At 60.6% G+C, this 23427-nt stretch carries 23 protein-coding genes; 13 read left to right on the top strand and 10 right to left on the bottom strand.

What is annotated here, in order from left to right:
* The first annotated feature begins 3 nt into the window (after positions 1–3).
* The 8 genes from lnt (at position 4) to HDF12_RS09050 (ending at position 8014) form a co-directional block, all read left to right on the top strand.
* A complete protein-coding gene (gene lnt / locus HDF12_RS09015) occupies positions 4–1662 on the top strand; it encodes an apolipoprotein N-acyltransferase (RefSeq protein WP_257025439.1) in 1659 nt (552 codons plus the stop codon).
* Positions 1663–1672: 10 nt separating this feature from the next.
* Positions 1673–2807, top strand: a protein-coding gene (gene prfB, locus HDF12_RS09020; protein ID WP_179582225.1) for a peptide chain release factor 2 whose coding sequence is annotated in 2 segments (ribosomal slippage) — positions 1673–1741 and positions 1743–2807 — 1134 coding nt in all. Because the reading frame shifts where the segments join, the coding sequence is not laid out codon by codon here.
* A gap of 111 nt (positions 2808–2918) precedes the next feature.
* Positions 2919–3668, top strand: a complete 750-nt coding sequence (locus HDF12_RS09025) for a class I SAM-dependent methyltransferase (RefSeq protein WP_179582227.1) — start codon at positions 2919–2921, stop codon at positions 3666–3668.
* Positions 3669–3718: 50 nt separating this feature from the next.
* Positions 3719–4255 carry a DinB family protein gene (locus HDF12_RS09030; RefSeq protein WP_353070808.1) on the top strand — a complete coding sequence of 179 codons (537 nt, stop codon included), beginning with the start codon at positions 3719–3721 and terminating at the stop codon, positions 4253–4255.
* 28 nt (positions 4256–4283) lie between these two features.
* On the top strand, positions 4284–4706 hold the full coding sequence (locus HDF12_RS09035; protein ID WP_179582229.1) for a CoA-binding protein: 423 nt from the start codon (positions 4284–4286) through the stop codon (positions 4704–4706).
* A 37-nt stretch (positions 4707–4743) separates the two neighbouring features.
* Positions 4744–6849: a protein-disulfide reductase DsbD family protein gene (locus HDF12_RS09040; protein WP_179582231.1), complete on the top strand. Its 2106-nt coding sequence runs from the start codon at positions 4744–4746 to the stop codon at positions 6847–6849.
* Positions 6846–7256 carry a YybH family protein gene (locus tag HDF12_RS09045; RefSeq protein ID WP_179582233.1) on the top strand — a complete coding sequence of 137 codons (411 nt, stop codon included), beginning with the start codon at positions 6846–6848 and terminating at the stop codon, positions 7254–7256. The genes HDF12_RS09040 and HDF12_RS09045 overlap by 4 nt, the downstream gene beginning before the upstream one ends.
* 146 nt (positions 7257–7402) lie before the next feature.
* Positions 7403–8014, top strand: a complete 612-nt coding sequence (locus HDF12_RS09050; protein ID WP_179582235.1) for a redoxin domain-containing protein — start codon at positions 7403–7405, stop codon at positions 8012–8014.
* Between the two features lie 9 nt (positions 8015–8023).
* Here the strand turns inward: HDF12_RS09050 and HDF12_RS09055 are convergent, their stop codons facing one another.
* From HDF12_RS09055 to HDF12_RS09070, 5 genes are read right to left on the bottom strand one after another with little or no spacing between them, the layout of a single operon-like run.
* On the bottom strand, positions 8024–8533 hold the full coding sequence (locus HDF12_RS09055; RefSeq protein ID WP_179582237.1) for a hypothetical protein: 510 nt from the start codon (positions 8531–8533) through the stop codon (positions 8024–8026).
* Positions 8534–8554: 21 nt separating this feature from the next.
* Complete coding sequence (locus HDF12_RS09060) at positions 8555–9010, bottom strand: VOC family protein (RefSeq protein ID WP_179582239.1); 456 nt, start codon at positions 9008–9010, stop codon at positions 8555–8557.
* A gap of 46 nt (positions 9011–9056) precedes the next feature.
* Complete coding sequence (locus HDF12_RS09065; RefSeq protein ID WP_179582241.1) at positions 9057–10409, bottom strand: replication-associated recombination protein A; 1353 nt, start codon at positions 10407–10409, stop codon at positions 9057–9059.
* Between the two features lie 42 nt (positions 10410–10451).
* Positions 10452–10583, bottom strand: coding sequence for a hypothetical protein (locus tag HDF12_RS22300; protein WP_257025441.1), 132 nt, complete (start codon positions 10581–10583; stop codon positions 10452–10454).
* Position 10584: 1 nt separating this feature from the next.
* Positions 10585–11427 carry a TrmH family RNA methyltransferase gene (locus tag HDF12_RS09070; protein ID WP_257025608.1) on the bottom strand — a complete coding sequence of 281 codons (843 nt, stop codon included), beginning with the start codon at positions 11425–11427 and terminating at the stop codon, positions 10585–10587.
* A gap of 94 nt (positions 11428–11521) precedes the next feature.
* Here HDF12_RS09070 and HDF12_RS09075 point away from each other — a divergent pair, with 94 nt between their 5' ends.
* Positions 11522–12166, top strand: coding sequence for an L-threonylcarbamoyladenylate synthase (locus tag HDF12_RS09075; protein ID WP_179582243.1), 645 nt, complete (start codon positions 11522–11524; stop codon positions 12164–12166).
* 131 nt (positions 12167–12297) lie between these two features.
* Positions 12298–12972, top strand: coding sequence for a YdcF family protein (locus HDF12_RS09080; protein WP_179582245.1), 675 nt, complete (start codon positions 12298–12300; stop codon positions 12970–12972).
* Positions 12973–13254: 282 nt separating this feature from the next.
* On the opposite strand, the gene HDF12_RS09085 is transcribed toward HDF12_RS09080, so the two are convergent.
* Positions 13255–14130: a DUF92 domain-containing protein gene (locus HDF12_RS09085; protein WP_179582247.1), complete on the bottom strand. Its 876-nt coding sequence runs from the start codon at positions 14128–14130 to the stop codon at positions 13255–13257.
* Positions 14131–14206: 76 nt separating this feature from the next.
* On the opposite strand from HDF12_RS09085, the gene HDF12_RS09090 reads away from it, so the two are divergent.
* Positions 14207–15775, top strand: coding sequence for a YncE family protein (locus HDF12_RS09090; RefSeq protein ID WP_257025442.1), 1569 nt, complete (start codon positions 14207–14209; stop codon positions 15773–15775).
* 301 nt (positions 15776–16076) lie between these two features.
* On the opposite strand, the gene HDF12_RS09095 is transcribed toward HDF12_RS09090, so the two are convergent.
* Together HDF12_RS09095 and HDF12_RS09100 are read right to left on the bottom strand one after the other, a co-directional pair.
* The gene (locus HDF12_RS09095; RefSeq protein WP_179582249.1) at positions 16077–16976 is read right to left on the bottom strand and encodes an anti-sigma factor; all 900 of its coding nucleotides are present in this window, start codon (positions 16974–16976) and stop codon (positions 16077–16079) included.
* Complete coding sequence (locus HDF12_RS09100) at positions 16973–17539, bottom strand: RNA polymerase sigma factor (protein ID WP_179582251.1); 567 nt, start codon at positions 17537–17539, stop codon at positions 16973–16975. Before HDF12_RS09100 ends, HDF12_RS09095 begins: the two co-directional genes overlap by 4 nt.
* Before the next feature lie 236 nt (positions 17540–17775).
* Between HDF12_RS09100 and HDF12_RS09105 the strand changes: the two genes are divergently transcribed.
* Positions 17776–18570 (top strand): TlyA family RNA methyltransferase, encoded by a 795-nt coding sequence (locus tag HDF12_RS09105; RefSeq protein ID WP_179582253.1) that lies wholly within the window; start codon positions 17776–17778, stop codon positions 18568–18570.
* Positions 18571–18882: 312 nt separating this feature from the next.
* Here the strand turns inward: HDF12_RS09105 and HDF12_RS09110 are convergent, their stop codons facing one another.
* The gene (locus tag HDF12_RS09110) at positions 18883–21123 is read right to left on the bottom strand and encodes an AsmA family protein (protein ID WP_179582255.1); all 2241 of its coding nucleotides are present in this window, start codon (positions 21121–21123) and stop codon (positions 18883–18885) included.
* Positions 21124–21441: 318 nt separating this feature from the next.
* Here HDF12_RS09110 and HDF12_RS09115 point away from each other — a divergent pair, with 318 nt between their 5' ends.
* Complete coding sequence (locus tag HDF12_RS09115; protein ID WP_179582257.1) at positions 21442–22299, top strand: NAD(+)/NADH kinase; 858 nt, start codon at positions 21442–21444, stop codon at positions 22297–22299.
* A 352-nt stretch (positions 22300–22651) separates the two neighbouring features.
* Here the strand turns inward: HDF12_RS09115 and HDF12_RS09120 are convergent, their stop codons facing one another.
* Entirely contained in the window at positions 22652–23425 is a 774-nt protein-coding gene (locus HDF12_RS09120) for an ABC transporter ATP-binding protein (protein WP_373563880.1), read from the bottom strand.
* Between the last annotated feature and the right edge of the window lie 2 nt (positions 23426–23427).

Here is a 23427-nt window from a genome sequence, read left to right on the forward strand (position 1 = left end):
GCGATGCGACTTATCCCCCCGCGACTTTGGGCCATGGCCGTACTCTCCGGCATTCTCCAGGTTTTACCCTTTCCCATCGCGGGGCCCGTCCCTCTCTGGCGAACCACCTTTTGCTGGGTCGCACTCCTTCCCCTCATCTGGGCGATGCTCGCTAACGACAAGCACGCCAACCCACTTACCTTCCGTCAGGGAGCAGCCCTCGGTTATCTCTGTGGCTTCCTCTGGTATCTGGGCAACTGTTACTGGATCTACCAGACCATGTATCTCTATGGCGGCCTCGCCAAACCCATCGCCGCAGGCATTCTCGTCCTCTTCTGTCTCTACCTCGGTCTCTATCACGCCCTCTTCGGAGCTCTGCTCGCCGCATTCCGAAGTCGCTTCGGCCGTCAATCCGCTCTGATCTTCGTCCCCTTCGCCTGGGTCGCCGTCGAACTCGCTCGTGCCCGCATCACCGGTCTGCCATGGGACCTTCTCGGCATCGCTCAGGTCGACAACCCCATGCTGACCCGCCTCGCTCCCATTACAGGAGCCTACGGTCTCTCCTTCATCATCGCCGCTGTCAACGCTCTCTGGCTCATTCGTATCCGCCTCCGCGAGCGCCGCTACACGCGTCCCGCGCTCACCGTCGCGGGCGTCATCATCGTTGTCGTCCATATCCTCGGCCTTCGTCTCATCGCCAACCCAAAGCCGTCGCCCACCACCGCAACCGCAACGCTCGTCCAGGAGAATCTCGAGGTTGGAGCCGCGAACACCGGTCCGCAACCTACAACCCAGCAGTTCCTCGACTCCTTCTCCTACCTCAGCCGCCATCCCTCAAGAACGTTTCTCCTCGGCACCCCCGAGCTCCGCGACACCCAGACTCTCTACCTCGTCCGACCTCGCGACGAAGAAGAATCCGAAGCCAACCCTCCCATCGCGACCAATCTCATCGTCTGGCCCGAATCCCCAGCACCTTTTGAAGACATAGACCCACAGTTCCGCAACGCGATGTCCGCCCTGGCCCTCTCCGCACAAGCGCCCGTTATCGTCGGCAACACCGGCTTCGAGCCCAGCCCCACCAATCGATCCGGCTACACCCCATACAACCGCGCCTCTTTCATCAATCCCGACGGCACCTTCGACGGCCACTACGACAAGATGCATCTGGTCCCCTTCGGCGAATACGTCCCGTTCAAAGACCTCTTCTTCTTCGCAAAAAATCTTCTCAACGAAGTAGGCACCTTCTCCCCCGGCGCGCAGCGCACCGTGTTCTCCACCGGAGGCCACACCTATGGCGTCTTCATCTGTTACGAGTCCATCTTCGGCGACGAGATCCGCCAGCTCTCCCAGCAGGGCGCCGACGTCCTCATCAACATCTCCAACGACGGCTGGTACGGCGACACCAGCGCCGCATGGCAGCACCTCAACATGGTCCGCATGCGCGCCATAGAAAACCACCGCTGGATCCTCCGCGCCACCAATACCGGCGTCACCGCAGCCATCAACCCCCTCGGTCACGTCACCGCCGCTCTCCCACGCCACCAGCGCTCCAGCCTGCGCGTCCACTTCGGCTACGAGCACGACCTCACCTTCTACGCAGCCCACGGCGATCTCTTCGCCTACGCCTGCGCCTTCCTCACCACGCTCGGCCTCGTCTTTAGCCTGAAGTCGAAATTCACGTAAACTAGAACTCATGCTTAGCGATCTCGAATACTCCTACTCCCCGGTCCGCGACAAAGTGCGCGATCTGCGGGAGTATCTTTGACTCGGCCCGACTCCGCCGCGAACTCTCCGTTATTGAAGAAAAGATAGCCGACCCCACGGTCTGGGCCGACGCCTCCCGCTCGCAGCCCCTCATGCGCGAACGCAAACGCCTCGAAACCCTCCTCGCCGACGACGCCGAACTCGCTCGCCGCTCCGACGACATCGAGGCCTACTTCGAACTCGCTAAAGAAGGCGAGAACACCGAGCCCGACCTCGTCCGCGAGATTCCGTCTTTAGTCGAATTCTCCGAAAAGCTCGAATCCAAGACCATGCTCTCCGGCGAGACCGATCCGCTCAACGCCATCGTCACCGTGCATCCCGGCGCTGGTGGTACCGAGAGCCAGGATTGGGCCGAGATGCTCATGCGCATGTACATCCGCTGGGGCGAGCGCCAGAACTTCAAAGTCGAGATCAACGAGATCCAGGACGGCGACGAGGCCGGCATCAAATCCGCCACCTTCACCATCACCGGCGACTTCGCGTTCGGCCTCCTCTCCGGCGAAACCGGCGTCCATCGCCTCGTCCGCATCTCTCCCTTTGACTCCGCCAAGCGCCGCCACACCAGCTTCGCCAGCGTCTTCGTCTCGCCCGAAATCGACGACACCATCGTCATCGACATCAAGACCGAAGACCTCCGCATCGACACCTACCGCTCTGGCGGAAAGGGCGGTCAACACGTCAATACCACCGACTCTGCGGTCCGCATCACCCACATCCCCACCGGCCTCGTCACCGGCTGCCAGAACGAGCGCTCCCAGCACAAGAACAAGGAGCGGGCCATGAAGATGATGCGCTCCAAGCTCTACGAGTACGAGCTCGACAAGAAGAAGGCTACCGCCCGCAAGCTGGAAGACTCCAAACTCGACATCAAGTTCGGATCACAGATTCGCAGCTACGTCCTACAGCCCTACCGCATGGCAAAAGACCTCCGCACCCGAGTGGAAGTCGGCGACGTAGACAAGGTCCTCGATGGCGACCTCGAGCCCTTCATCCGCGGCTACCTCCGCATGCGCCGCGAGGGCAACTTCCCAGCGGAGGTCGCTGAGGACGACGACGTTGCATGACATCTGTCATCCTCCGGTGTGACAAGCTGCACTACTGGCAGAAGCTGAGTACAAGGAATACTGATTCCAGCTGACGTCCAGCATCGAGAAGACGTCGCTTTGGAGAAGGCGTTGTCCAACTCACCAGCAACGAAACCTGACTACGGTGTAGACGCACCCGCCGTCATGCGCAACTTCTTCCTCATCGGCGGAGCCTGCCTGCTCCTTGCAATCTTCTCTCCTCACATCCTTCACCTCGGTCCCGTCGATCTGAACGCTCGCAGCTTTTACTGGCCTGCAGGGTTCCTCATCGCAGAGGGTTTTCTCTTCCTTCTCTACGTCAAGGTCGGAAAATTTCGTCACCGCGACTTCATGCTCAGCCTGCATCCGTGGCGTGGCGACGAGCAAGTCCTTGATGTAGGCTGCGGACGAGGCCTCCTTCTTGCCGGGGCAGCCAAACGGATCTCCGCGCTCTCAGGCACTGGCCACGCCACCGGCATCGATGTCTGGTCCAATATAGACATGGGCGGCAACTCCTCCGCAGCCACGCAACATAATCTCGACCTCGAAGATATCTCTCGATACTGCACACTCCTCAGCCAACCAGCACAGACGATGTCTTTCCCAGACGCCACCTTTGACGTCGTCCTCTCCAACCTCTGCATCCACAACATCTACGACCAGCCAACCCGCCGCCAGGCGCTTCAACAAATCGTCCGCGTCTTGAAACCCGGCGGCATTGCGCTCCTCTCCGACTACAAACTCACCGGCGAATACGCTTCGGAATTAGCTAACGCTGGCCTTATCGTCGAAAAGAAACGGGGCAGTCTGATCACCACCTTCCCGCCGCTCACCGTGGTGATGGCCCGCAAACCGATGTAACTCTGCCGCCTCCGCCGCATCCAACAATGGGACATCGGAGGTAAGACTCAGTGAGCATATCCAAACCGAGCACAGCTAAGACCAGCGACAAGAAGAAAACACCAGACGAACAAGTGCCTCTGCGCAAACAGTTGATATCTCTTCTCCACGGCGGTCAGGCGCACGCTACCTTCGACGAAGTCATCAACGATTTTCCCGCCAACCTCCGCGGCACCGTTCCCGCCAACCTTCCCTACTCCGCGTGGCAGATCCTCGAGCATCTCCGCATCACTCAGCGCGACATACTCAACTTCTCCGCTCCTCCAACCGGCGGCTATCACGGCATGAAGTGGCCAGAAGAGTACTGGCCCAAGTCCCCGCAGCCACCCGCCACCAACTCTTGGGACCAGTGCATCGCAGCAATCCGCTCCGACGCTGAACACTTCCACTCGCTGATCGAAAACCCCAACTCCGACCTCTACAAGCCCTTCCGCTGGGGCGATGGCCAGAATCTACTCCGCGAGGCTCTCCTCGTCGCCGACCACAACGCCTATCACCTCGGCGAACTGCTCGTCATCCGCCGCCTTTTAGGCGCATGGCCCAAATAGACTCTGACGCAGAGGCCCTCAAAACAAAATGAACGAACCAGAGATCATCCGCAGCATGCTCGGCGTGACCGCCAAAGAAAATCCGCGCACCATCGCAGTCATCGGCCTCTCAGAAGACTCCGCCAAACCCAGCCACTACGTCTCCGCCTACATGCAGCAGCACGGCTACAAGCTCTACCCGATCAATCCTTCCATCCCCAAGGTCCTCGGCGAGAAGTCCTACGCCTCACTCTCCGACCTTCCCATCAAACCCGACATAGTCGATGTCTTCCGCCTGCCAAAGTTCATCCCCGCCATCGTCGACGAGATGATTCAGCTCGGTCTTCCCAACCTCTGGGTCCAGCAGGGAATCATCAACCTTGAAGCCGCCAACCGCGCCGAAGCTGCAGGAATTCAAGTCGTCATGGATCGCTGCATCATGGTCGAACACCGCTACCTGGCACCCAGATGACAACACCCCACGTCGATACCCCTACAATTGGAACTGAATGACTAACGTACGCAAACTATCCGCACTTCTGGCCCTCGCCTGCGCCCTCCTCCTCCAGACACCCGCGCACGCCCAGCTCCAGGTCGTCGGCGACGGCGGCCCCGGCCCCGTCAAAGCCCAGCATCTCACAGCGGAACTCGTCTCTCTCTCCCCCAGCATCGCCCCCGGCGGCACCGTCCAGGTTGGCCTCGTCCTCACCCTCGAAGAGCACTGGCACGTCTACTGGATCAACGCCGGCGACTCCGGCGAGCCACCCAAAATCACCTGGACCCTCCCCGAAGGCATCACCGTCGGCCCCATGCTCTTTCCCATCCCCAGCCGCCTTCCGCTCGGTCCGCTCATGGACTTCGGCTACGAAGACGAGGTCGCCTTCCCCGTCCAACTCACCGCCGCCGACTCCCTCAAGCCCGGCCCCGTCCACCTCGACGCCAAGGTCAGCTGGCTCGTCTGCCGCGAGGTCTGCATCCCCGGAAAAGCCCACCTCGGCCTCAACCTCAACGTCGTCCCCGGAGCCCCTCCAGCACAGCCTGTCGGCCCTGTAGGCGAAGCCCTCAGCCTCATCCCCAAGCCCCTCCCCGCTGACGCTAAACTCACCATCACCGGCGGCAAGACCGACTTTGTCTTCAACCTCGTCACCGGCGGCCGCGAGACCAACGCCGAGTTCTACCCCGCCGATCAGGATCAGATCGCAAACGCCGCCCCGCAGGAGATCGAGCCCACCTCAGACGGTGTTCGCCTCCGTATCCGCCGCTCCGAAGACCTCAAAACCCTGCCCGCCCAGCTCCACGGCGTCATCAAGCTCTCCGACACCGAAGCCTACGAGATCACCGCCCCCGTCACCCCCGGCGAAGTCGCTCCCTCACCCGGCAGCAAAATCCCCGGAGCCCCGGCCACCAGCAGCGTTACCACACTCAGCGCCATCGGCCTGGCATTTATAGGCGGCATCATCCTCAACCTGATGCCCTGTGTCTTCCCGGTTCTCTTTCTCAAGGGTCTTGCCCTGGTGCAGTCCTCTGGCGAAGAGCGCAGCCGTCTCCGCAGCCACGGCATCGTTTACACACTCGGCATCCTGGTCTCCTTCTGGATCATCGTCGCCGTTCTGCTCATCCTCCGAGCCACCGGCAGCCAGGCCGGATGGGGCTTCCAGCTTCAATCCCCAACCTTCATCGCCGTCCTCGCCGCGGGCCTCTTCTTCTTCGCGCTCTCTCTCGCCGGCCAGTTCGACCTCGGCCTCTCCCTCACAAGCGTAGGCGGCGGCCTCGCACAGAAGCAGGGATACACCGGCAGCTTCTTCACCGGTGTTCTCGCCACCATCGTCGCCACCCCCTGCACCGCGCCGCTCATGGGAGCCGCCATCGGCTTCGCCCTCGCCCAACCCGCCGGAGTCACCTTCGCCGTCTTTACCGCCCTCGGCCTCGGCCTCGCCACACCTTACCTCCTCCTCAGCTTCCAACCCGCATGGACACGCATCCTCCCTCGTCCCGGCGCATGGATGGAGATTCTCAAACAGCTCACCGCCGTCCCTCTCTTCGTCACCGCAATCTGGCTCGCCTGGGTCTACGGAAACCTCCACAGCGGCAATAGCCAGGGCGTCGACCATCTCACCCGGCTCCTCTGGTGCTTCCTCGCCTTGGCCATAGCAGGCTGGGCGCTCGGCAAATGGCCCGCAAGCTGGAAGAGCGCCATCGCGGCCCTCCTCATCGCCGCCCTCGGCCTGGCCATCCCTCTCTATCAACCGAAGGACACCACCCTTGTCTGGGCCCCCTACTCGCAACAAGCACTCGATCAAGCCCGCGCAGCCGGCCATCCCGTCTTCATCGACTTCACCGCCGCCTGGTGTCTCAGCTGTCAGGTCAACGAGCGCGCCGTACTCAAATCCGCCGACGTCCAGCGCCAGTTCAGCAAAAATAACGTCACCCTCCTCAAAGCCGACTGGACCCAGTACGACCCCGAGATCACCAAGCAACTCGCCTCGGTCAATCGCAGCGGCGTTCCCACCTACGTTATCTATCCCGCGATGAAGAACTCCTCCGCCGACGTACTCCCCGAACTACTCACGAAAGACATCGTCCTCACCGCCCTCGAAAAGGACGTGAAACCATGACCTCGCAACCCGCCGATTACAAATCATCCGACGAGCAAAAGATCCGCGCCCTCATCGATGCCTGGGGTGAAGCCTCCGAAGCCGGAGACCTCACCGCCCAGATGCAGCTCATGACCGAAGATGTAGTCTTCCTCACCTCCGGCAGCGCGCCCATGCGCCGCAAGCAGTTCGCTGAAGCCTTCTCTGCCATGATCGCGATAGTTCATCTCACCTGCCGCTCCAACGTGCAGGAGATCACCATCAGCGGCGACCTCGCTCTCTGCTGGAACCTCCTCGAGGTCTCCTTCATTCCCGTCGAAGGCGGCGAAACTCGTAAGCACGCGGGCAACGTCCTCACCGCCCTCCGCCGCGGCTCCGACGGCCAGTGGCGCATCTGGCGCGACGCCAACCTCCTAACCCTCGCCTGATCACCGCATCCGCTCAGTCGAGCGAATCCAACACATCTTCAATACTTCAGCGTCTAAACACCCAAGGTCTGGCGAATCTCGTATCACTGTTTGCTGGCCTCGTTTGCTAGCCTCGATATGGCCATCCGCAGTCGTGGAGGTGTCCCTTGAACATCAAGCCACAACGCAATCTCATCTTCGCCTTGGCCTTCCTCATCGGCGTTCCTGCATTCGCGGTCGTCCCCGGCACTCCCGCGCCCGACTTCAAAGGCACCGACTCCAACGGCATCCAGCACACACTCTCCGAATACCGCGGCAAGTTCGTTGTGCTCGAATGGGCCAACCAGGGCTGTCCCTTCGATCGCAAACACTACCTCAGCGGCAGCATGGAGTCGCAGCAGCGCGATTGGACCGCCAAGGGTGTTGTCTGGCTCTCCGTCATCTCCTCTGCGCCCGGCCAGCAGGGCTACGTCACCCCCGCGCAAGAGAACACCTATCTCAAGACCATGCACGCCGCACCCACCGCCGCCCTTCTCGATCCCGACGGCGCCATCGGCCGCCTCTACGGAGCCAAAACCACCCCGCACATCTTCGTCATCGACCCCACCGGCAAGCTCATCTACCAAGGAGCCATCGACGACAAGCCAACCACAGACCAGGAAGACCTCAAAGGCGCGCGCAACTACCTCAACGAAACCCTAACCGCCGCCATGTCCGGCAAACCCTTGCAGATCGAGAGCACCCGCCCCTACGGCTGCTCCGTCAAATACGCCCACTAACGAAATGGGTCAGCCAATGAAATCGATGAATCTTCCGTCGGGAGTTCGGACCATATATTTCGAGCCGGGATTCTCATCTCTGAGGTTAGCTATGACCTCATCTATTCGGCGAAAGCTTCCAAGTAGGCTTGCTTCATCGAAATTTGGCCAGTAGTCAGATTCATCCACAAGGATGAATTCGACGAAATGCGGCTTTAGCTCTTCAATAAGATCGATCAACGCGATGTGTATATCGGGCCCAGCAAACTGCGTTTTGGTGTAGTCCTGACAATAAAGCGATGCGTCGAATTCGAGCGTAAACGGTTCGCAATAGGGATGCGGATTGAGCTTTATCCCGTAGACAGGACCGTCATACAAGATGGACTCCTCTTCAATGACCCTCTCAAGATGCTTTTTTGATTCGGATATAGTTTCTAGCGGCCATGCGTGTTTTTTCGCAAAGACAGTTGCGATGTCACGGACCGTACCGTAAGCCATCTCATCCTTCAGGCGGCCTTGATAATGAATTGTTACACCCATTAATTCTGTCTCCGAGAACCGTTAGATCTTGAACCAAACCCGCGCAGCCTCTTTCAACTGGTCTTCGCTCAGCGAAATCTTCGTGTGCCCCACCGACCACTTATGCCCGAACGGGTCCTGAAACTGCCCGTAACGGTCGCCCCAGAACTGGTCGGCCAACGGCATCGTCACGATCACGCCATTCTCTACCGCACGCTCCCAGAACCGGTCCACATCGGCCATCTGCAAATGGATCGTAACCGGCGACCCGCCCAGGGCCTGTGGTGTCGAAGGCTTGCCGCCCATCGTCTCCGAGAAGTCATCCGAAAGCATGACGCTTCCGTCATTGATCACGAGATGCGCATGAGTAATCTTGGTCGACTCCGGCGCGTGGTGCCGCACAATCTCCAACGCCCCCAGTGCGGCCTTGTAAAAGTCGATAGCAGCAGCGGCATCGGGCACAACGAGATAGGGAATAACCGGCGGATACGATTCCAAGCAGCACCTCGGAAGAGTCGTTGATGAGTCCAGCTAAACTACCACGTCAGGGCTTCCGCTTTCGTCCCTTGATCTGTGAAATCTCATCCATCCGCTGCGCCAGCAGCTTCTCCCGCCCCTCATTGGTCGGATGATAGTAGCGCCGCCCCGCCAACCCCGCCGGCAGACACTCCATATCCGCCACACGCCCCTCCACATCATGCGCGTACTGATAGTCCTTGCCGTAGTCGAGCGACTTCATCAACTTCGTCGGAGCATTCCGCAGATGCAGCGGCACCGGCTCCGCAGCCGTCGCTTCAATATCCGCCTTCACCGCACCATAAGCCGTATAAACCGCATTCGACTTCGGAGCCAGCGCCAGATACACCACCGCCTGAGCCAACGCCAGCTCTCCCTCCGGATGCCCCAGAAAGTGCATCGCATCCCGCGCGCTCAAACAAAGATTCAAAGCCTCCGGAGCCGCCAGCCCAATATCCTCCACCGCCATCCGCACTATCCGTCGCGCACAGTACATTGGATCTTCGCCAGCCTCCAACATCCGTCCCAGCCAGTACATCGCCGCATCCGGGTCCGAGTTCCTCACGCTCTTATGCAGCGCCGAGATGATGTCGTAGTGCTGCTCCCCCTTCTTGTCATAGAGCAACACCCTTCGCTGCAAAGCCTCCGCCGCCAGCGCCTTCGTAATCAGCTTCTCTCTGCGCCCCCCTGGTTCCAGGGAGACAGCAAGCTTCGCCGCCACATCCAGCGCATTCAGTGCATTCCGAGCATCGCCACTCGAGTAAGAAGCAATCGTAGCCAGCGCGTCATCATCCGCTTCAACCCCACTCGCAAGCCCATGCGCAACATCCACCAGCGCGCGACGAAGCAGCCCCACAATCTGCTCCTCCGTCAGCGCCACCAGCGTATAAACCCTGCACCGCGACAGCAGCGCCGCATTAATCTCAAACGAAGGATTCTCCGTCGTAGCTCCGATCAACCGAATCGTTCCCCGCTCCACATAAGGCAGAAATGCATCCTGCTGCGCCTTGTTGAAACGATGAATCTCATCCACAAACAGAATCGTCCGCGAGCCGAAGCTCGCCGCCTTCTCCGCCTCCACCATCACGTTCTTAATCTCTTTGATCCCACTCAACACCGCAGAGAACTCAATAAAGCTGGCCTGCGTCATCTGCGCAATAATCTTCGCCAGCGTAGTCTTCCCCGTGCCCGGAGGCCCCCAGAAGATCATCGACGTAGGATCATCCCCTTCAATCGCCAACCGCAGCGGCTTGCCTGGCCCCAACAGATGCTCCTGCCCGACATACTCCGCAAGCGTCCGCGGCCGCATCCTCTCCGCCAACGGCGCTTGCCGCCCACGCGCAGCCGGAGCGGCCATCGGACTAGCATCAAACAAACTCATTCCTCTCCCTCACTCCCTGCCGCTACGATCTTTTCCCAAATCTCAACAACTAGTCGTCATCTCAACCTCAGCAAAATCATCGTCATCTCGACCGGAGGCGGCGTACTTTGCCGCCGCAGTGGAGAGACCCCCGTATTTGGTCTTTGTTGTCGTCTGCTCCGCGATATCGGACATATCAAACATCCCTCTGTCGACTTGCCTCATACAACAACAGGCTACCCGCCACCGCAGCATTCAAGCTCTCCACCGGCCCGGGGCAGGGAATCGTTACCCGCCCATCGCACATCTCCAACCACTCCGCCGCCAACCCACTCCCTTCATTCCCGATCATCACCGCGCAATCCACCGCAAAATCCATCTCCCGCGCCGCAACCACGCCAAAATCCTCCACCCCCACAGCAGCAATCAGCCGAACCCCACGCCCCTTCAACTCCGCAACCTCAGCAGCCGTCACCCCAACCACCGGCACACGAAACACACTCCCCACGCTGGCCCGCAGCGCCTTCTGATTCCACGCACTCACTGTCCCCGGCGTCGTCAACACCCCACTCGCCCCAAACGCCTCCGCCGACCGCACCAGAGTCCCCAGATTCCCCGGATCCTGCACTCCCGCCGCAATCAAAATCAAAGCGGCCCCCGAGCCTTCAAACAAATCCGCCAAAGTCCTCACAGGCGGCACCATCAAAGCCGCCACCCCCTGCGGCGACTGAGTCTCCACCACGCTCCCGAACACCTCCTCCGTCAGCCGCAGCACCTCAACCCCACGCGGTACAACCCCCGGCACCGTCCGCCGCTCACTCACAAACACCGTCTTCAGCACCATCCCGCTCCGCAGAGCCTCTTCAAGCAGATGATCACCTTCAATCGCGACCATCCCGCCACTCAACCGCGCATGGCCCTGAAACGCCGCCCGCAGCTGCTTCACCCGCGCATTCGCCCTGCTCGAAACCACCAACTCCGGAGTCTGCATCTCCCCAAATCTTACGCCGACCCTCTTCTCCGTCCGCTCCACTGTCATTGAGCCCACAGAGGCGGTATGCTAAGGTGCGAGACTGCGGCATCGCAGCAGAACCCGGCCCCAGCGGACGGACTTACCGGCACAGGAGCAAGATTTGACGGCCGAAACACTCCGTATCCATCCCGACGAGCCCGAACCAGCGCTCATCGAATACGTCGTCGCCAGCCTCAACAACGGCAACGTCGTCGCCCTCCCCACCGACACCTTCTACGGTCTCGCCGTCGATCCCGTCAATCTCCAGGCCGTCGATCGCATCTACGACCTCAAAGCCCGCGCTCGCCACAAACCACTCTCCCTTCTCATCGCCGAGGTAGCCCAGGCCTACGAGCTCGCCCGCCAGCTCGACTCCGCCTTCGACCGCCTCGCCGAAAAGTTCTGGCCCGGCCCCCTGACCATCGTCGTCAAAGCAGGCTCCAGGCTTCCCCTCCGCGTCACCGCCAACACCGGCAACCTTGCCCTCCGCGTCCCCGAAGCCGCCATCCCTCGCGCCGTCGTCAGCCGCCTGGGCCTGCCCATCACCGCTACCTCCGCCAACCTCGCCGGCTTTCCCGAGTGCGCCTACGCCAGCGGCGTCCTCGAGCAGCTCGGCGACAAGATCCCCCTCATCGTCGACGGCGGCCCCACCGCCCGCACCACCGCCACCACCATCGTCGATCTCTCCGGCGGCGGCAACTCCTGGATGATCCTCCGCGAAGGAGCCATCCCCACCCACGAGATCGCCCTCGCCCTCCAGCACTAGCGATTTATCTCCTCCCCCACCCTCTACAACTTTTGCATCGAGCCTCACGGGTCCGACCCTGTAGACTAGCTCGATGCAAAAGTTGAACTCTCTGGCATAGCCTTGGGCCTTCGCACGCTCTCTGGACAAACATGATCGCGCCTCAATCCAATCTGCGCAGCAGAAGCACAACCCGCGGTCTCCTCCTGCGCCGCCTCTTCGCGCTTTTGCTCATCATCGCCACAGCCTGGTGCATCTGGGTCTACGTGCAGATCGACACCGTCGCCCATCAGGACAACGCGCAGCCCGCCGACGCCATCGCCGTCTTCGGAGCGGCGGAGTATCTCGGCCATCCATCCCCCGTCCTTCACGCTCGTCTCGACCACGCCGTCGAGCTCTACCGCAAACAGATCGCCCCGCTCGTCATCACCCTCGGCGGCGGCACCGACAAAGACTCCGGCAACACCGAAGGCGGCGTCGGCCGCGACTACCTCCTCGCCAACGGCATACCCTTCGCCAACATCATCGCCGAAACCCGCTCCATCGACACCGAGCAGCAGGTCCACCGCCTCGCCGCCATCGCCCGCGAAAATAATCTCCACCACATCGTCGTCGTCTCCGACGGCACCCATCTCTTCCGCATCCGCCAACTCTGCGAAGACGCCGGTCTCGACGTCTACACCTCACCGCGCCCCCTGCTCGGCCACATCAGCAACTACGACCTCACCATGCGTTATGTGCACGAGATCATCAGCTACACGGCCCTCCGGCTGAATGTGAACGTAAGCTTCCTGCACAGCTGGCTCGAAGGCAAACCCGACGTCTAGTTTGCTGCTGCCTTTGTCGTCGCCGTTGCCGCTGTTGTTGCTTGTCCCTTTGTTGTCATCCCGTGGGGATCTGCTTCTGCTGCTGCTGCCTTTGTCGTTGCTTGTCCCTTTGTTGTCATCCCACAGGGATCTGCTTCTGCTGTTACCTTTTCTTCCTAACTCACAGACTCCGTCATCTCGACCGAAGCAATCGACAGCTTCACCGTCGGTTGCGCAGTGGAGAGACCCCCGTATTCCTCTTCAAGTTTGTAGAAGCCAAATAGAAGCCCAACATGAGCACTCTCAAAGCCACAACCAAGCCAAGCCCGCAGCAAACAAAGTCGATAAAAAGTTAACCAGATCATTCCCCACCCACCCCCACTCCTCCACCGTAGCCCCCAGCACACTATCAAACACCAACCCCGCACAAGCAGACGCGAACACAACACCCGCATCCGTCCAGCTCGCAAACCCACGCGATCCCACCAAGACCACCAGCCCCGCACCCACCACCCCACTCAAACTCCCCGCAAGACTCACGCCCCCATCTCTTCCCGCCTGCACCCGTCTAAGCTTCGTGATCAACCAGGTCGGTCCACCCAGCGCCTGCCCAACCTCCGACGAAACAGTATCCGCCGTAGCCTCGGCCAGCGCCGCCAGACACCCGCCATACCATCCCACGCTATATCGTCCCATAGCCGCGCACAACGCCGCGACTCCAAGATTCGCCACCACCTGCGAGGCGCGCCTGCCGCTCCGAGCCTCCGCCAGACCACGTGCCTCTTTTCTCCGCCTGCCGAATCGAGTCGCGGCGAAAGTCAGCACAAACAACGTAATCAAGGCAGACAAGGCAGGTCTCGCAAAAACTCCAGAGCCGATCGGCACTCTCACCACCACCAGCGCTGAAATGAGACATACCAGCAGTCCCACCCCGGCCGCCGGCAGCGTAGCCGACCGCAGCATCCACACCAACCCCGCAAACCCTACGCTGAATACAACAGGGAAGAGAAGCGACCGTACCGAACCCGCCTCCGCCGTCGAAAGACCGCTCCACGCCGCTCCCACCAGCAAAGGGACCATCGCCCAAACCAGCCACCCGGACTGCCTCCGGTCTCGCGCCCTCGGAATGGCCTTTGTCCAGTGCGCATCTCTCAGAGATCCTTGTATTTCCTCGCCCATCCCAACCTCATGCCATTCCGTGATTTACAATCGAACCTTGAGCATAGCCAACACCAGCACCAACGCGGGAGCAGTTTTGCACTTAGCAAGTATCGAAGCAAAAGGATCCACTCAGTCGCGGTCGCACCTGCGCCACGTTCGGTCTGCAACTCAGACCCTCCGGTCTACACTCAGCTTCGCAGCCGTCGTCGCCGTCCTGGCCCTGAGCCTGGGATTGCTCAGTGGTTGCGGCAACAACTACCGCCCCGTCGTCAGCGCCATCAATCCCGTCGGCCCTGCCGCCCAGCCGCAAAAGTTCGCCGTAGCCATCTCCAGCACCGGCACCGCGACCAATCCACAACCCGGTCTGCTGACCTTCGTCGACTTCTCGGGAGACACCATCCTCATCACGGCCAATGTAGGCGTGGATCCCTACTACCTCATCCTGAACGGTGGAACCACCACGAACTCGAACGCGAGCACCGGATTCACGCTCAATAGCGACCACACCTTCACCAGCTTCGACATCGACACCCAGCTGCTCACCAGCCAGATCCTCCAGACCACACTGCTCCCCGGCGCCAGCCCGGTCGCAATCCTTCCCGAAGGCATCAACACCTACGTTACCGACCCCACCATTAATCCCGGACAAGGTGTCATCTCGCAGTTCACCGGCTCCCCCCTTGCACTCCGCCAGCAGCTCAATCCTGCTCCTCCTCTCGCCCCTTGTCCAACCTCGACCCCTTTCACCCCCGTCTATACCGTCGGAGTCGCGAGTGCACCGCGCGTCTACGCCATCAGCAAGCCTGTTAGCGGCGGCTGCGTAGGTCAGGTCTCCACTATCGAAACGGCCAGCAATACCATCGACCCCGCGGCGATCGCCGTCGGTCTGGACCCCGTCTACGGTGTGATGACCGCTGACGCCAAGCGCGCCTTCATCCTCAACCAGGGCGACGGCACCGTCTCGGTTATCAACGCGCAGACCAACGCGCTCGACACTGTCCCGCCAGGCGCAACCAATCCCATCGCACTCTGCATCGCCCCCCTATGCACCAATCCCGCGACGGCCAACCCGCTCTGGGCAGACTTCGCACCCGTTCGCAACGAAGTCGTTGTGGCCAACGCAGGCGATGGCGTCAACCCGGGCTCGCTCAGCGTCATCAGCATCCCTCTCTGCTCGGCGACTGCTCAGGTCGGCAACCCAAACTGCGACCTGAATAATCCCGTCGACGCCATCGGCTTCGGCACCGTCGTCGCGACCGTTCCAGTCGGCGTCAACCCGGTCATGGTCGGCGTCCTGCAGGACACCACCAACAGCCGCGCCTACGTCGTAAACAAGGGAAACACGAGCCTGCCCTGCGCAGCTCCTGGCGTTGCCGTCACAGCCGTCACCACCACCTGCACGGTCTCGGTGATTAACCTCAACACCAACACCGTCATCGCGACCATCCCACTTCCTCTTAGCCTCAGCCCAAACGCATCTACCCCGGCCAACAACGGCCATCCGAACTACATCGCTGTCACCAGCGGCACCCCCACTGGCAAGGTCTACGTCGTATCGCCGGACTCCAACTTCATGACCGTCATCCGCACCGATACGGACGTCATAGACACCACCGTCCCGTTGCAGGGTGGAGGAGTCGCGGTTCGCGTCACCCAACCTTAGAGCAAAGCAAACGACGGCTGTAGCAGCACGATAATCCCAATAAGCAACCGACACCCCCTGCAAGTCGTCATCTCGACCGAAGTCGCGCAGCCTCATCGCGCGACGCAGTGGATTGCGGCCACAGCTCTCAGTTGCAGCGAACCGATTCATGCTGCGGTACCCGTCAAGACCCCGGTATTTCGTCTTTGCCTCTAGCAGCCAGTTCGAAGCCCTGAAACACCGCAGCGGATTCATCGGACACAAAAAGAAGCCATCCCGCAGAGGATGGCTTCTTTCGTTCTATTCGATCCAACGATGAGGCTTACTCGCCGGCAGCCGCGCCGACCAGGATAATCGGCAGAGTCGGTGTCGCCGCTCCGCCCTCATCCTCCACGGTCACACCGAACGCCTTCGCCTCGACGCCCTTAGGCAGCGGCGGCATAATCACACTGGCGTTTCCGCGCGCATCCGGACGGAACGTACCCGCCGGAATCGGATTCTGACCTTCGCCGGCTGGAATCAGCCAAAGCTCATACGTCTTCGACGGCTGCAGCGGTTGAAGATTCGCCGCCAGGAAGATCAGCGTTCCCTTGCTCGCAACATAGGTTGCTCTGCCTTGCGGAACAGCCGGTGGCGCGCCCTTCACGTTCAGCGTCACTCTCAGCGCGGAGCTGTCGGTGATCGCATCCAGAACCTGGCGCGCCGCCGCCGCATCCGCGGTCAGGTGATCGATCCTGCTGGTCTGCTCGGTCACAGCGCTGCGAAGCGTCTCCCGCTCCTTGTAAAGATCGCCCGCTGCCACGGCCAGACCTGCGGCAACCGCCCAGCCGACCCACGGCAGAACCCCGCCGGCAAACCCGCGCTTCGGCGGTTCTTCCTCAGTCGAGTAAATGCTTCCCGCCCCACGTCCAAACCCTTCGTTCGCAGCAACGCTCCCACTCGAACTGGCAACAGCGGCAGTCTCGGCAGAACGATCGATCGGAATTGCCTTCTTCTCGCGGCCCACCTGCTTCATCAACCGCTCGCGAGAGTCTGCAGACGGCGACTGCATCTCCACCGTATGGGCATACACTGCGAGATCGCCTTGAATCTCGGCCAACTCCCGCCGCGCCTCCCCGGACCGCTCCACATAAGCGGCAATCTCCGCCATCTCTTCCGGGGGAAGGAGCTGCATGGCAAACAACGCAAGATCTTCTGATGTGATACGCCGTGGCTCGCTCATGCTGGGAACGCCTTTCTCAGCGAGGTCAGCGCGCTGCGGATTCTTGTCTTCACTGTCCCGAGTGGATCGCCCGTCATCTCCGCGATCTCAGAGTGCGTCAAGCCATCAAAAAATGCCATCTCCAGCGTCTTCCGCTGCTCCACCGGCAGCAGATTGATCACCGCTCTCGCCTTCTCCATCAAAGAATTTCGTTCAGCTTCGTTCGCCAGGTTGTAGTTCGAAGCCAGCGACATATCGTCGACCGATTCCATCGGGCGCTTCCTGCGCAGTGCATCGATCGACCGATTTCTCGATACCACCGCGAGCCAGCCACCAAGACTTCCGCGAGTTGCAACAAAGCCATCAGGATTACGCCAGATCTGCATGAATATTTCCTGGAGCACGTCCTCCGCCGCGGCCGGGTCTCTGAGGACCCGAAGGGCCACCGAGTACACAACCTTCGAATAGCGGTCGAACAGCGCCGCCATGGCGTACTCGTCCCCCCTCTGCACAAGGCCAAGCAGAACAGAGTCGTCCTGCCCCGAGGGTGGTGGTGAATTCACGAGTCCCGTTTCTCTGTACATAAAACGCACCCACTACAATTGCAGATTGCAAAAAGCGCCAAGTATTTAGGTCCCCTCAGGCAACCCTATGTAACCACAAAGAAGTTACTCTATCTACTGCACACCAGAGCTACTTTACCCGAAAAATCAACCTGCGGCAGACTTCATGCTTCCCGCGTATCGAATATGCAATGTCATTCTCATAAAGAAATTCAGCCGACTTTGTTCGTTCCGATTCAGACAGCAGACCCAACCCGATGAGCAATCCCATCCACCTTCAGCGCAGCAAGTCACCAAAGTCCCGCATCGACAAGCTTCTCGTCGATCACGGCCACGCAGCCTCCCGCGAACGTGCACAAGCTCTCATCCTCGCAGGCCGCGTCCTCGTCGACGAGCAGCGCATTGACAAACCCGGTACTCCTGTCTCCTCCGATGCAGTAATCCGCCTCCTCGGCTCCGACCTCAAATACGTCAGCCGCGGCGGCCTCAAACTCGAGCGTGCCCTCGCCCACTGGTCCATCGACCTCACCAACCTCCCCTGTGTCGACATCGGTGCCTCCACCGGCGGCTTCACCGACTGCATGCTCCAAAACGGCGCACAATCTGTCCTGGCTATCGACACCGGCTACGGCCAGATCGCTCAAAAACTGCGCGACGATCCCCGAGTCACTCTCCGCGAGCGCACCAACGCGCGCCTTCTCACCCCAGGCGAACTCCTCATACCCCACACGCCCACCCCATCCTTCATCGCGATGGACGTCTCCTTCATCTCCGCGACCCTCGTCCTGCCCGCAGTCCTCGCAGCCCTCAGCACTCCCGATCAACCCTGGCAGGGCACCACCATCATCCTCGTCAAGCCCCAGTTCGAAGCCGGTCGTGCCAACATCGGCAAGGGCGGCATCGTCCGCGATCCCGACGCCCGCCAGGCCGCCATCGAGCGCGTCCGCGAGTGTGTCGTCGAGCAGCACGGCACCGCCATCGACCTCATCGACTCTCCCATCCTCGGCATGGAAGGCAACCACGAGTACCTCCTCCACACCCGCTTCCTCTAGCGTTCTTTCGTTGTCATTCCGCATCGAAGCGAAGGAATCCGCCTTTGCCTTCGCCCTTCACCCATCACCCCTTGCCCTTCGCCCCTTGCCGTTGCCTGTTCTTTTGTTTGTCATTCCGCAGCGAAGCGGAGGAATCTGCGGTTGCCCTTGCCGTTGCATGTCCTTCCTATTTGTCATTCCGCAGCGAAGCGAAGGAATCTGCTTTTGCCTTGCCCTTCGCCGTTGCCTGTTCTTTTGCTCGTCATTCCGCAGCGAAGCGAAGGAATCTGCTTTTGCCTTCGCAGATCGCTCTCGCCTGTTGTAGCCAATCGATCAGTGCTTACCGAGCAAACCACCCAACGCATTGCTCAGAGGATCAGCAGCATTCGTTCCCTTCTTCTGCCCCTTCGCGCCGCCAAGCAGACCCTGCGCCGCACCAACTCCCACACCTGTCGCAAGACTCGCAACATTCGGGCTGAACGTAGGATTGCTCGTCGTCCCGCCAATGGCCACAGGAATCCCCGACTTCAGTACACTCCCCGCAATCCCTCCCAGCGCAGCTCCACCTGTACTCCCGCCCGGAATGAACCCAGACAGCGCCCCAGCCAGCCCAGCGGCGGTACCACCTCCAGAGCTGGCCTGCTGCGTCCCGCCTCCGCCAATTGACAAGCCCGTCAGCTTCAGCACCACGTTGTAATTCAACGCGCCCCCGGCACTCACACTCCCCGCGCCAGTCGCCGTCCCCACGCCCGCCACATCCAGGGCGATATTATCCGTCCGAATATTTCCGCCCTCTTCCCGCACATTCATACTCAAAGAACGAATCGTAGTCCCCGATCCGGTAGAAGAAGTAATCCTCCCTCCCGTAAACGACGACAGCGCCTGCAGCTTCGATCCCAGATCAAACCCCGCAAGCTGCGTGTTGTTAATCTTCACCGGACCGCTGATCACAGGAGTCGCCGTCGTCCCCGTCACTGCGAGCGTCGTCGTCACCGTTCCTCCCTGCAGCCGCGAGCCCTGCGGCAGATGCACTCCGAGCGCAGGCAGAAACGCCTCAAGCTCGTTGATCGAAAGCGCGTTGCCAACCACCTTCAGATTAAGCGCCGTTGAAGGTCCACTCATCTCATAGGTGCCCGAGAGATTGATCACCGCGCTACCAATCGTCACCACCGCCTGCTGCACCACGCCGTTCCTCGCCTGCTCATTCTGCGACAGCGTGAACTGCAACTGCACCGGCTTGGCCGACGGAACACCATCCTTCGCCAGCTTGATTCCCGCAACGCTCGCCGCTCCCTGCGCGTTCAACGTCTGCCCATTCGACTGAATCTTTGCTTGCACATCCGCCACGCCGCTAATCCCCGCATCCGGCGGCACCACTCCCGCCGTGCCAATCTCCACATGCTTCAGGTTCACCACCGCATTCAGCGGAGTGCTCGCATTATTCGCCTGATTGAACGGACCAGCCGTACCGTTCGCGCTCACGCTTCCGCCATTCGGCAACTGCCCGCTCAAGCTGAACGGCGAGGCGCTCTTCGGAGACAGATTCGTCACCTGAGCATTCACCTGGCTGTAGACCGCACTACCCTGTTTGCCCGCCGTCGCCAGCGTAATCGTTCCATTCTTCAGCTGCGCATCGTCGACAGAGAGGTTATCGAGCATCGTCGCCCCCTCTGCATTCGGATTTTTAGGCTTCGGCTGCTTCGGCCCATTACTCTGGACCAGCGTCAGCTTCGGAGTATCCACCAGCAGCTTCGTCACATGCATCTGCGTCCCGCTCCACGCCGCATCCAGCACCAGGTTATCTATCGTCCCGGTAACGCCATCGGAAGCGTCCGCAAACCCCGCGGCCAACGGGTCCAGATGTTTGATCTCAAGATGTCCCGAAAAAGGCGTCGCAGACGCATCCTGCTGATTGAACGGCCCCGCCGAACCCTTCAGCTCCACCGTCCCTCCAGCCGGCAAACCAGCCGAAGCCTCAAACGGAAACGACTTCGTAAACGCAAAGTCCTTCACCTTCAAGTTCACATTTTCGTACACACGATTGGGCGCGCTCGCCGCTCCCGTTGTTCCCGGCCCGGCCCCGACGGTAATCCGCCCATTCTCGACGTTCACCTCGCCCACCGTCAGGTTCGGAAACGCCTGCTTCGTCTCCTCACTCTGCGCCGGCTGGCTTCCGGTGCCAATCGTGGAGTAGTTCCAAGTGCCATTCGCCGCGCGCAGCAGCTGAATCTTCGGCGACTGCATCGAAAACCCGCGAATAATCACCTGTTTACTCAGAATCAAAGGAAACAGCTCCACCCCAATCTTCACCGTATCGGCCTGGATGAAGGGCTGCGTGCTGAACCGCGGATCATCGGCAACCACAGTATTCTCCGCCACCAGGCTACCCGTCAGCACCGAAAGATTCACTTTCCCGATCGTCACCTTTCGCCCCAGTGACTTGGTCAACGTCGACTCAATCTTTGCCTTGAAGCTATCCGTGTTGAGGAACAGCGGCACACAAACAGCCGCAAGGACGATCAGCGCCAGAACAGCACCCACCGCAATCAGGATCAACCGTGCCGGTTTTCCCATGCCATCACCTCGTCCGTACCGTATCCAATTGTGATGCCACCGCCAAAATCGATGTTGCACGCCAACTCGAAAGCGGTTCGAGACAGAAGGGAGTGCGGTTCGGAGAGGACCTCCTCTCCCCTCATCCGGCAAAGGTATAGCCGCCGTTTTCCTTCAGAGCTAGAGATTACGTCTCATGGCGAATCGACGCAAACGGACCGGCTCGCAAACTGACCCGCTCGCTGACCCGCTGACTCGCTGACTAGCTGACTGGCCCACCATCTTCGGCGCAGCAATCCTCTACGAAGCATTGCCACCCTACAGTTACACTAAAGATCCATGCTCCAGGCCGCCATTATCTCCAAGCCGCAGAAGCCGGAACTCGCCGGGATCCTCCGCGATCTCATCGCGTGGCTCGAAGCTCGCAACTACCACTACCTTCTCGACCCCGACAGCGCCGCCTACGTCTCGGGCGTCAACCCCATCGCCCGCGTAGACCTCCCCAACCACAAGCCAAACCTGGTCATCGTCCTCGGTGGCGACGGCACCCTCCTCGCGGCGGCCCGCGCCTTCGCCCGCACCACCACCCCCATCCTCAGCGTCAACCTCGGCTCCCTCGGCTTCCTCACCGAGATTCCCCTCTCCGAACTCTACCCCACCCTTGAAGCCTGGTGCGACAACTGCGCCGAAATCGAGGTTCGCAGCATGATGCGAGCCGAGATCATCCGCGACGGCCACATCGTCAAGCAGTGGGACGCCCTCAACGACGTCGTAGTCGCCAAAGGAACCATCGCCCGCATGGGCGACTTCTCCGTCGAGATCGACCAGCAGGCCGTCGCCACCTTCCGCGCCGACGGCATCATCGTCTCCACCCCTACCGGCTCCACCGCATACAACCTCGCCGCCGACGGGCCCATTGTCATGCCCAGCGTCAACGCCATGCTGGTCACCCCCATCTGTCCCCACCTGCTCACCATTCGCCCCATCGTCGTCCCAGGCGACTCCACCGTCAGCGTTGAAGTAGTCGGCGTCCCCAACGAGATCTACCTCACCGTCGACGGCCAGGAAGCAGTCCAGCTCAAGCTCGGCGACCTGGTCCACTGCCAGCGCTCCGAAGCCAGCGTCCGCCTCCTTCGCCACAGCCCCAACGGCCTCTTCAGCGTCCTACGCTCCAAACTCAAATGGGGCGAGCGCTAGCACTTCGTGCGGTATACCCTTCGGGTGGGCCTCCCGATGGTCGGCATCAGGGTCCTTCCTCCGAGCAACGCGAGGACCAGCAGCCATCATTCCAGAAAGAAAAGGTATACAAGTCACGAAGTGACCGCCCTCCGCGCAGGAGGCCCGTCCGGCAGGACACCCGCGCAGCGGGCTCAAAAATAAATTCGAAAAAGATGGCTTATTTTTCAGCGTCCAAAAAGTGACTGCTAAAACACCACATCAGCCACGCAATTCACCACAGTCACACCAGCAAAACACCACATCAAAGCACGTCTTTTCGCCAAAACCCCCAGCAAAAACGCGCATTCACCACAAAAAATAAAAAATCCAGTTACAAACGATCCGTCGCACGGCGCAGGGTGACCATCGGCCCACTGACGGGATGGCAGAATACCTGTCCATGGCTCAGTGCAATCCTTCTCTGCGCCAGTCCAGCCATCTCCGGATCATGCGTCACCATCACGATCGTGTGGCCATTCCGATGCAGATCCTGCAGCAGTTCCGCCACAATCTTCTGATTGGCCGCATCCAGATTCCCCGTAGGCTCATCCGCCAGCAGAATCGGCGGATTATTAATCAGCGCGCGCGCAATACAAACCCGCTGCTGCTCTCCCCCTGACAGCTCACTGGGCAGATGCGAGACCCGGTCGCCCAGCCCAACCCGCACCAGCGCCGCCCGCGCCTCCGTCTCATCCGTCATCGAGTGAAAGTACTGCGCCAGCATTACGTTTTCGAGAGCCGACAGGTAAGGAATCAGATGAAACTGCTGAAAGATAAACCCAATCTTGTCCGCCCGAAATCGATCAAGCTCCGTAGCAGTCATGGATGCCGTATCGATGTTGTCGATCTTCAGCTCGCCAGCCGTGGGCCGGTCGAGGCAGCCAATGAGATTGACCAGCGTACTCTTGCCCGAACCGGAGGGTCCGGTGATGGCGACCCACTCCCCGGCAACGATCGAAAAGGTGGCATCCCCAAGCGCACGCACGACGCCGCCATGCCCGGCGTACTCGCGGGTCACGTGCTTCAGTGCGATGACAGCGCAGTCGTCCCGCGTGCTTCCGGTTGGATCAGCCAGCGGCCCCGTGACTATCTTCGCTTCGCTCACAG

It is taken from the genome of Tunturiibacter gelidiferens (assembly GCF_013410115.1).
GTDB lineage: Bacteria > Acidobacteriota > Terriglobia > Terriglobales > Acidobacteriaceae > Edaphobacter > Edaphobacter gelidiferens.

Bases quoted from the DNA above. Each gene is read 5' to 3' on its own strand.
- HDF12_RS09110 (WP_179582255.1), bottom strand. From the start codon at position 21,123: ATGGGAAAACCGGCACGGTTGATCCTGATTGCGGTGGGTGCTGTTCTG.
- HDF12_RS09095 (WP_179582249.1), bottom strand. From the start codon at position 16,976: ATGAGCGAGCCACGGCGTATCACATCAGAAGATCTTGCGTTGTTTGCC.
- HDF12_RS09070 (WP_257025608.1), bottom strand. From the start codon at position 11,427: ATGACAGTGGAGCGGACGGAGAAGAGGGTCGGCGTAAGATTTGGGGAG.
- HDF12_RS09085 (WP_179582247.1), bottom strand. From the start codon at position 14,130: ATGGGCGAGGAAATACAAGGATCTCTGAGAGATGCGCACTGGACAAAG.
- HDF12_RS22300 (WP_257025441.1), bottom strand. From the start codon at position 10,583: ATGTCCGATATCGCGGAGCAGACGACAACAAAGACCAAATACGGGGGT.
- HDF12_RS09100 (WP_179582251.1), bottom strand. From the start codon at position 17,539: ATGTACAGAGAAACGGGACTCGTGAATTCACCACCACCCTCGGGGCAG.
- HDF12_RS09055 (WP_179582237.1), bottom strand. From the start codon at position 8,533: ATGGGTGTAACAATTCATTATCAAGGCCGCCTGAAGGATGAGATGGCT.
- HDF12_RS09080 (WP_179582245.1), top strand. From the start codon at position 12,298: ATGATCGCGCCTCAATCCAATCTGCGCAGCAGAAGCACAACCCGCGGT.
- HDF12_RS09035 (WP_179582229.1), top strand. From the start codon at position 4,284: ATGAACGAACCAGAGATCATCCGCAGCATGCTCGGCGTGACCGCCAAA.
- HDF12_RS09040 (WP_179582231.1), top strand. From the start codon at position 4,744: ATGACTAACGTACGCAAACTATCCGCACTTCTGGCCCTCGCCTGCGCC.
- HDF12_RS09065 (WP_179582241.1), bottom strand. From the start codon at position 10,409: ATGAGTTTGTTTGATGCTAGTCCGATGGCCGCTCCGGCTGCGCGTGGG.
- lnt (WP_257025439.1), top strand. From the start codon at position 4: ATGCGACTTATCCCCCCGCGACTTTGGGCCATGGCCGTACTCTCCGGC.
- HDF12_RS09115 (WP_179582257.1), top strand. From the start codon at position 21,442: ATGCTCCAGGCCGCCATTATCTCCAAGCCGCAGAAGCCGGAACTCGCC.
- HDF12_RS09105 (WP_179582253.1), top strand. From the start codon at position 17,776: ATGAGCAATCCCATCCACCTTCAGCGCAGCAAGTCACCAAAGTCCCGC.
- HDF12_RS09045 (WP_179582233.1), top strand. From the start codon at position 6,846: ATGACCTCGCAACCCGCCGATTACAAATCATCCGACGAGCAAAAGATC.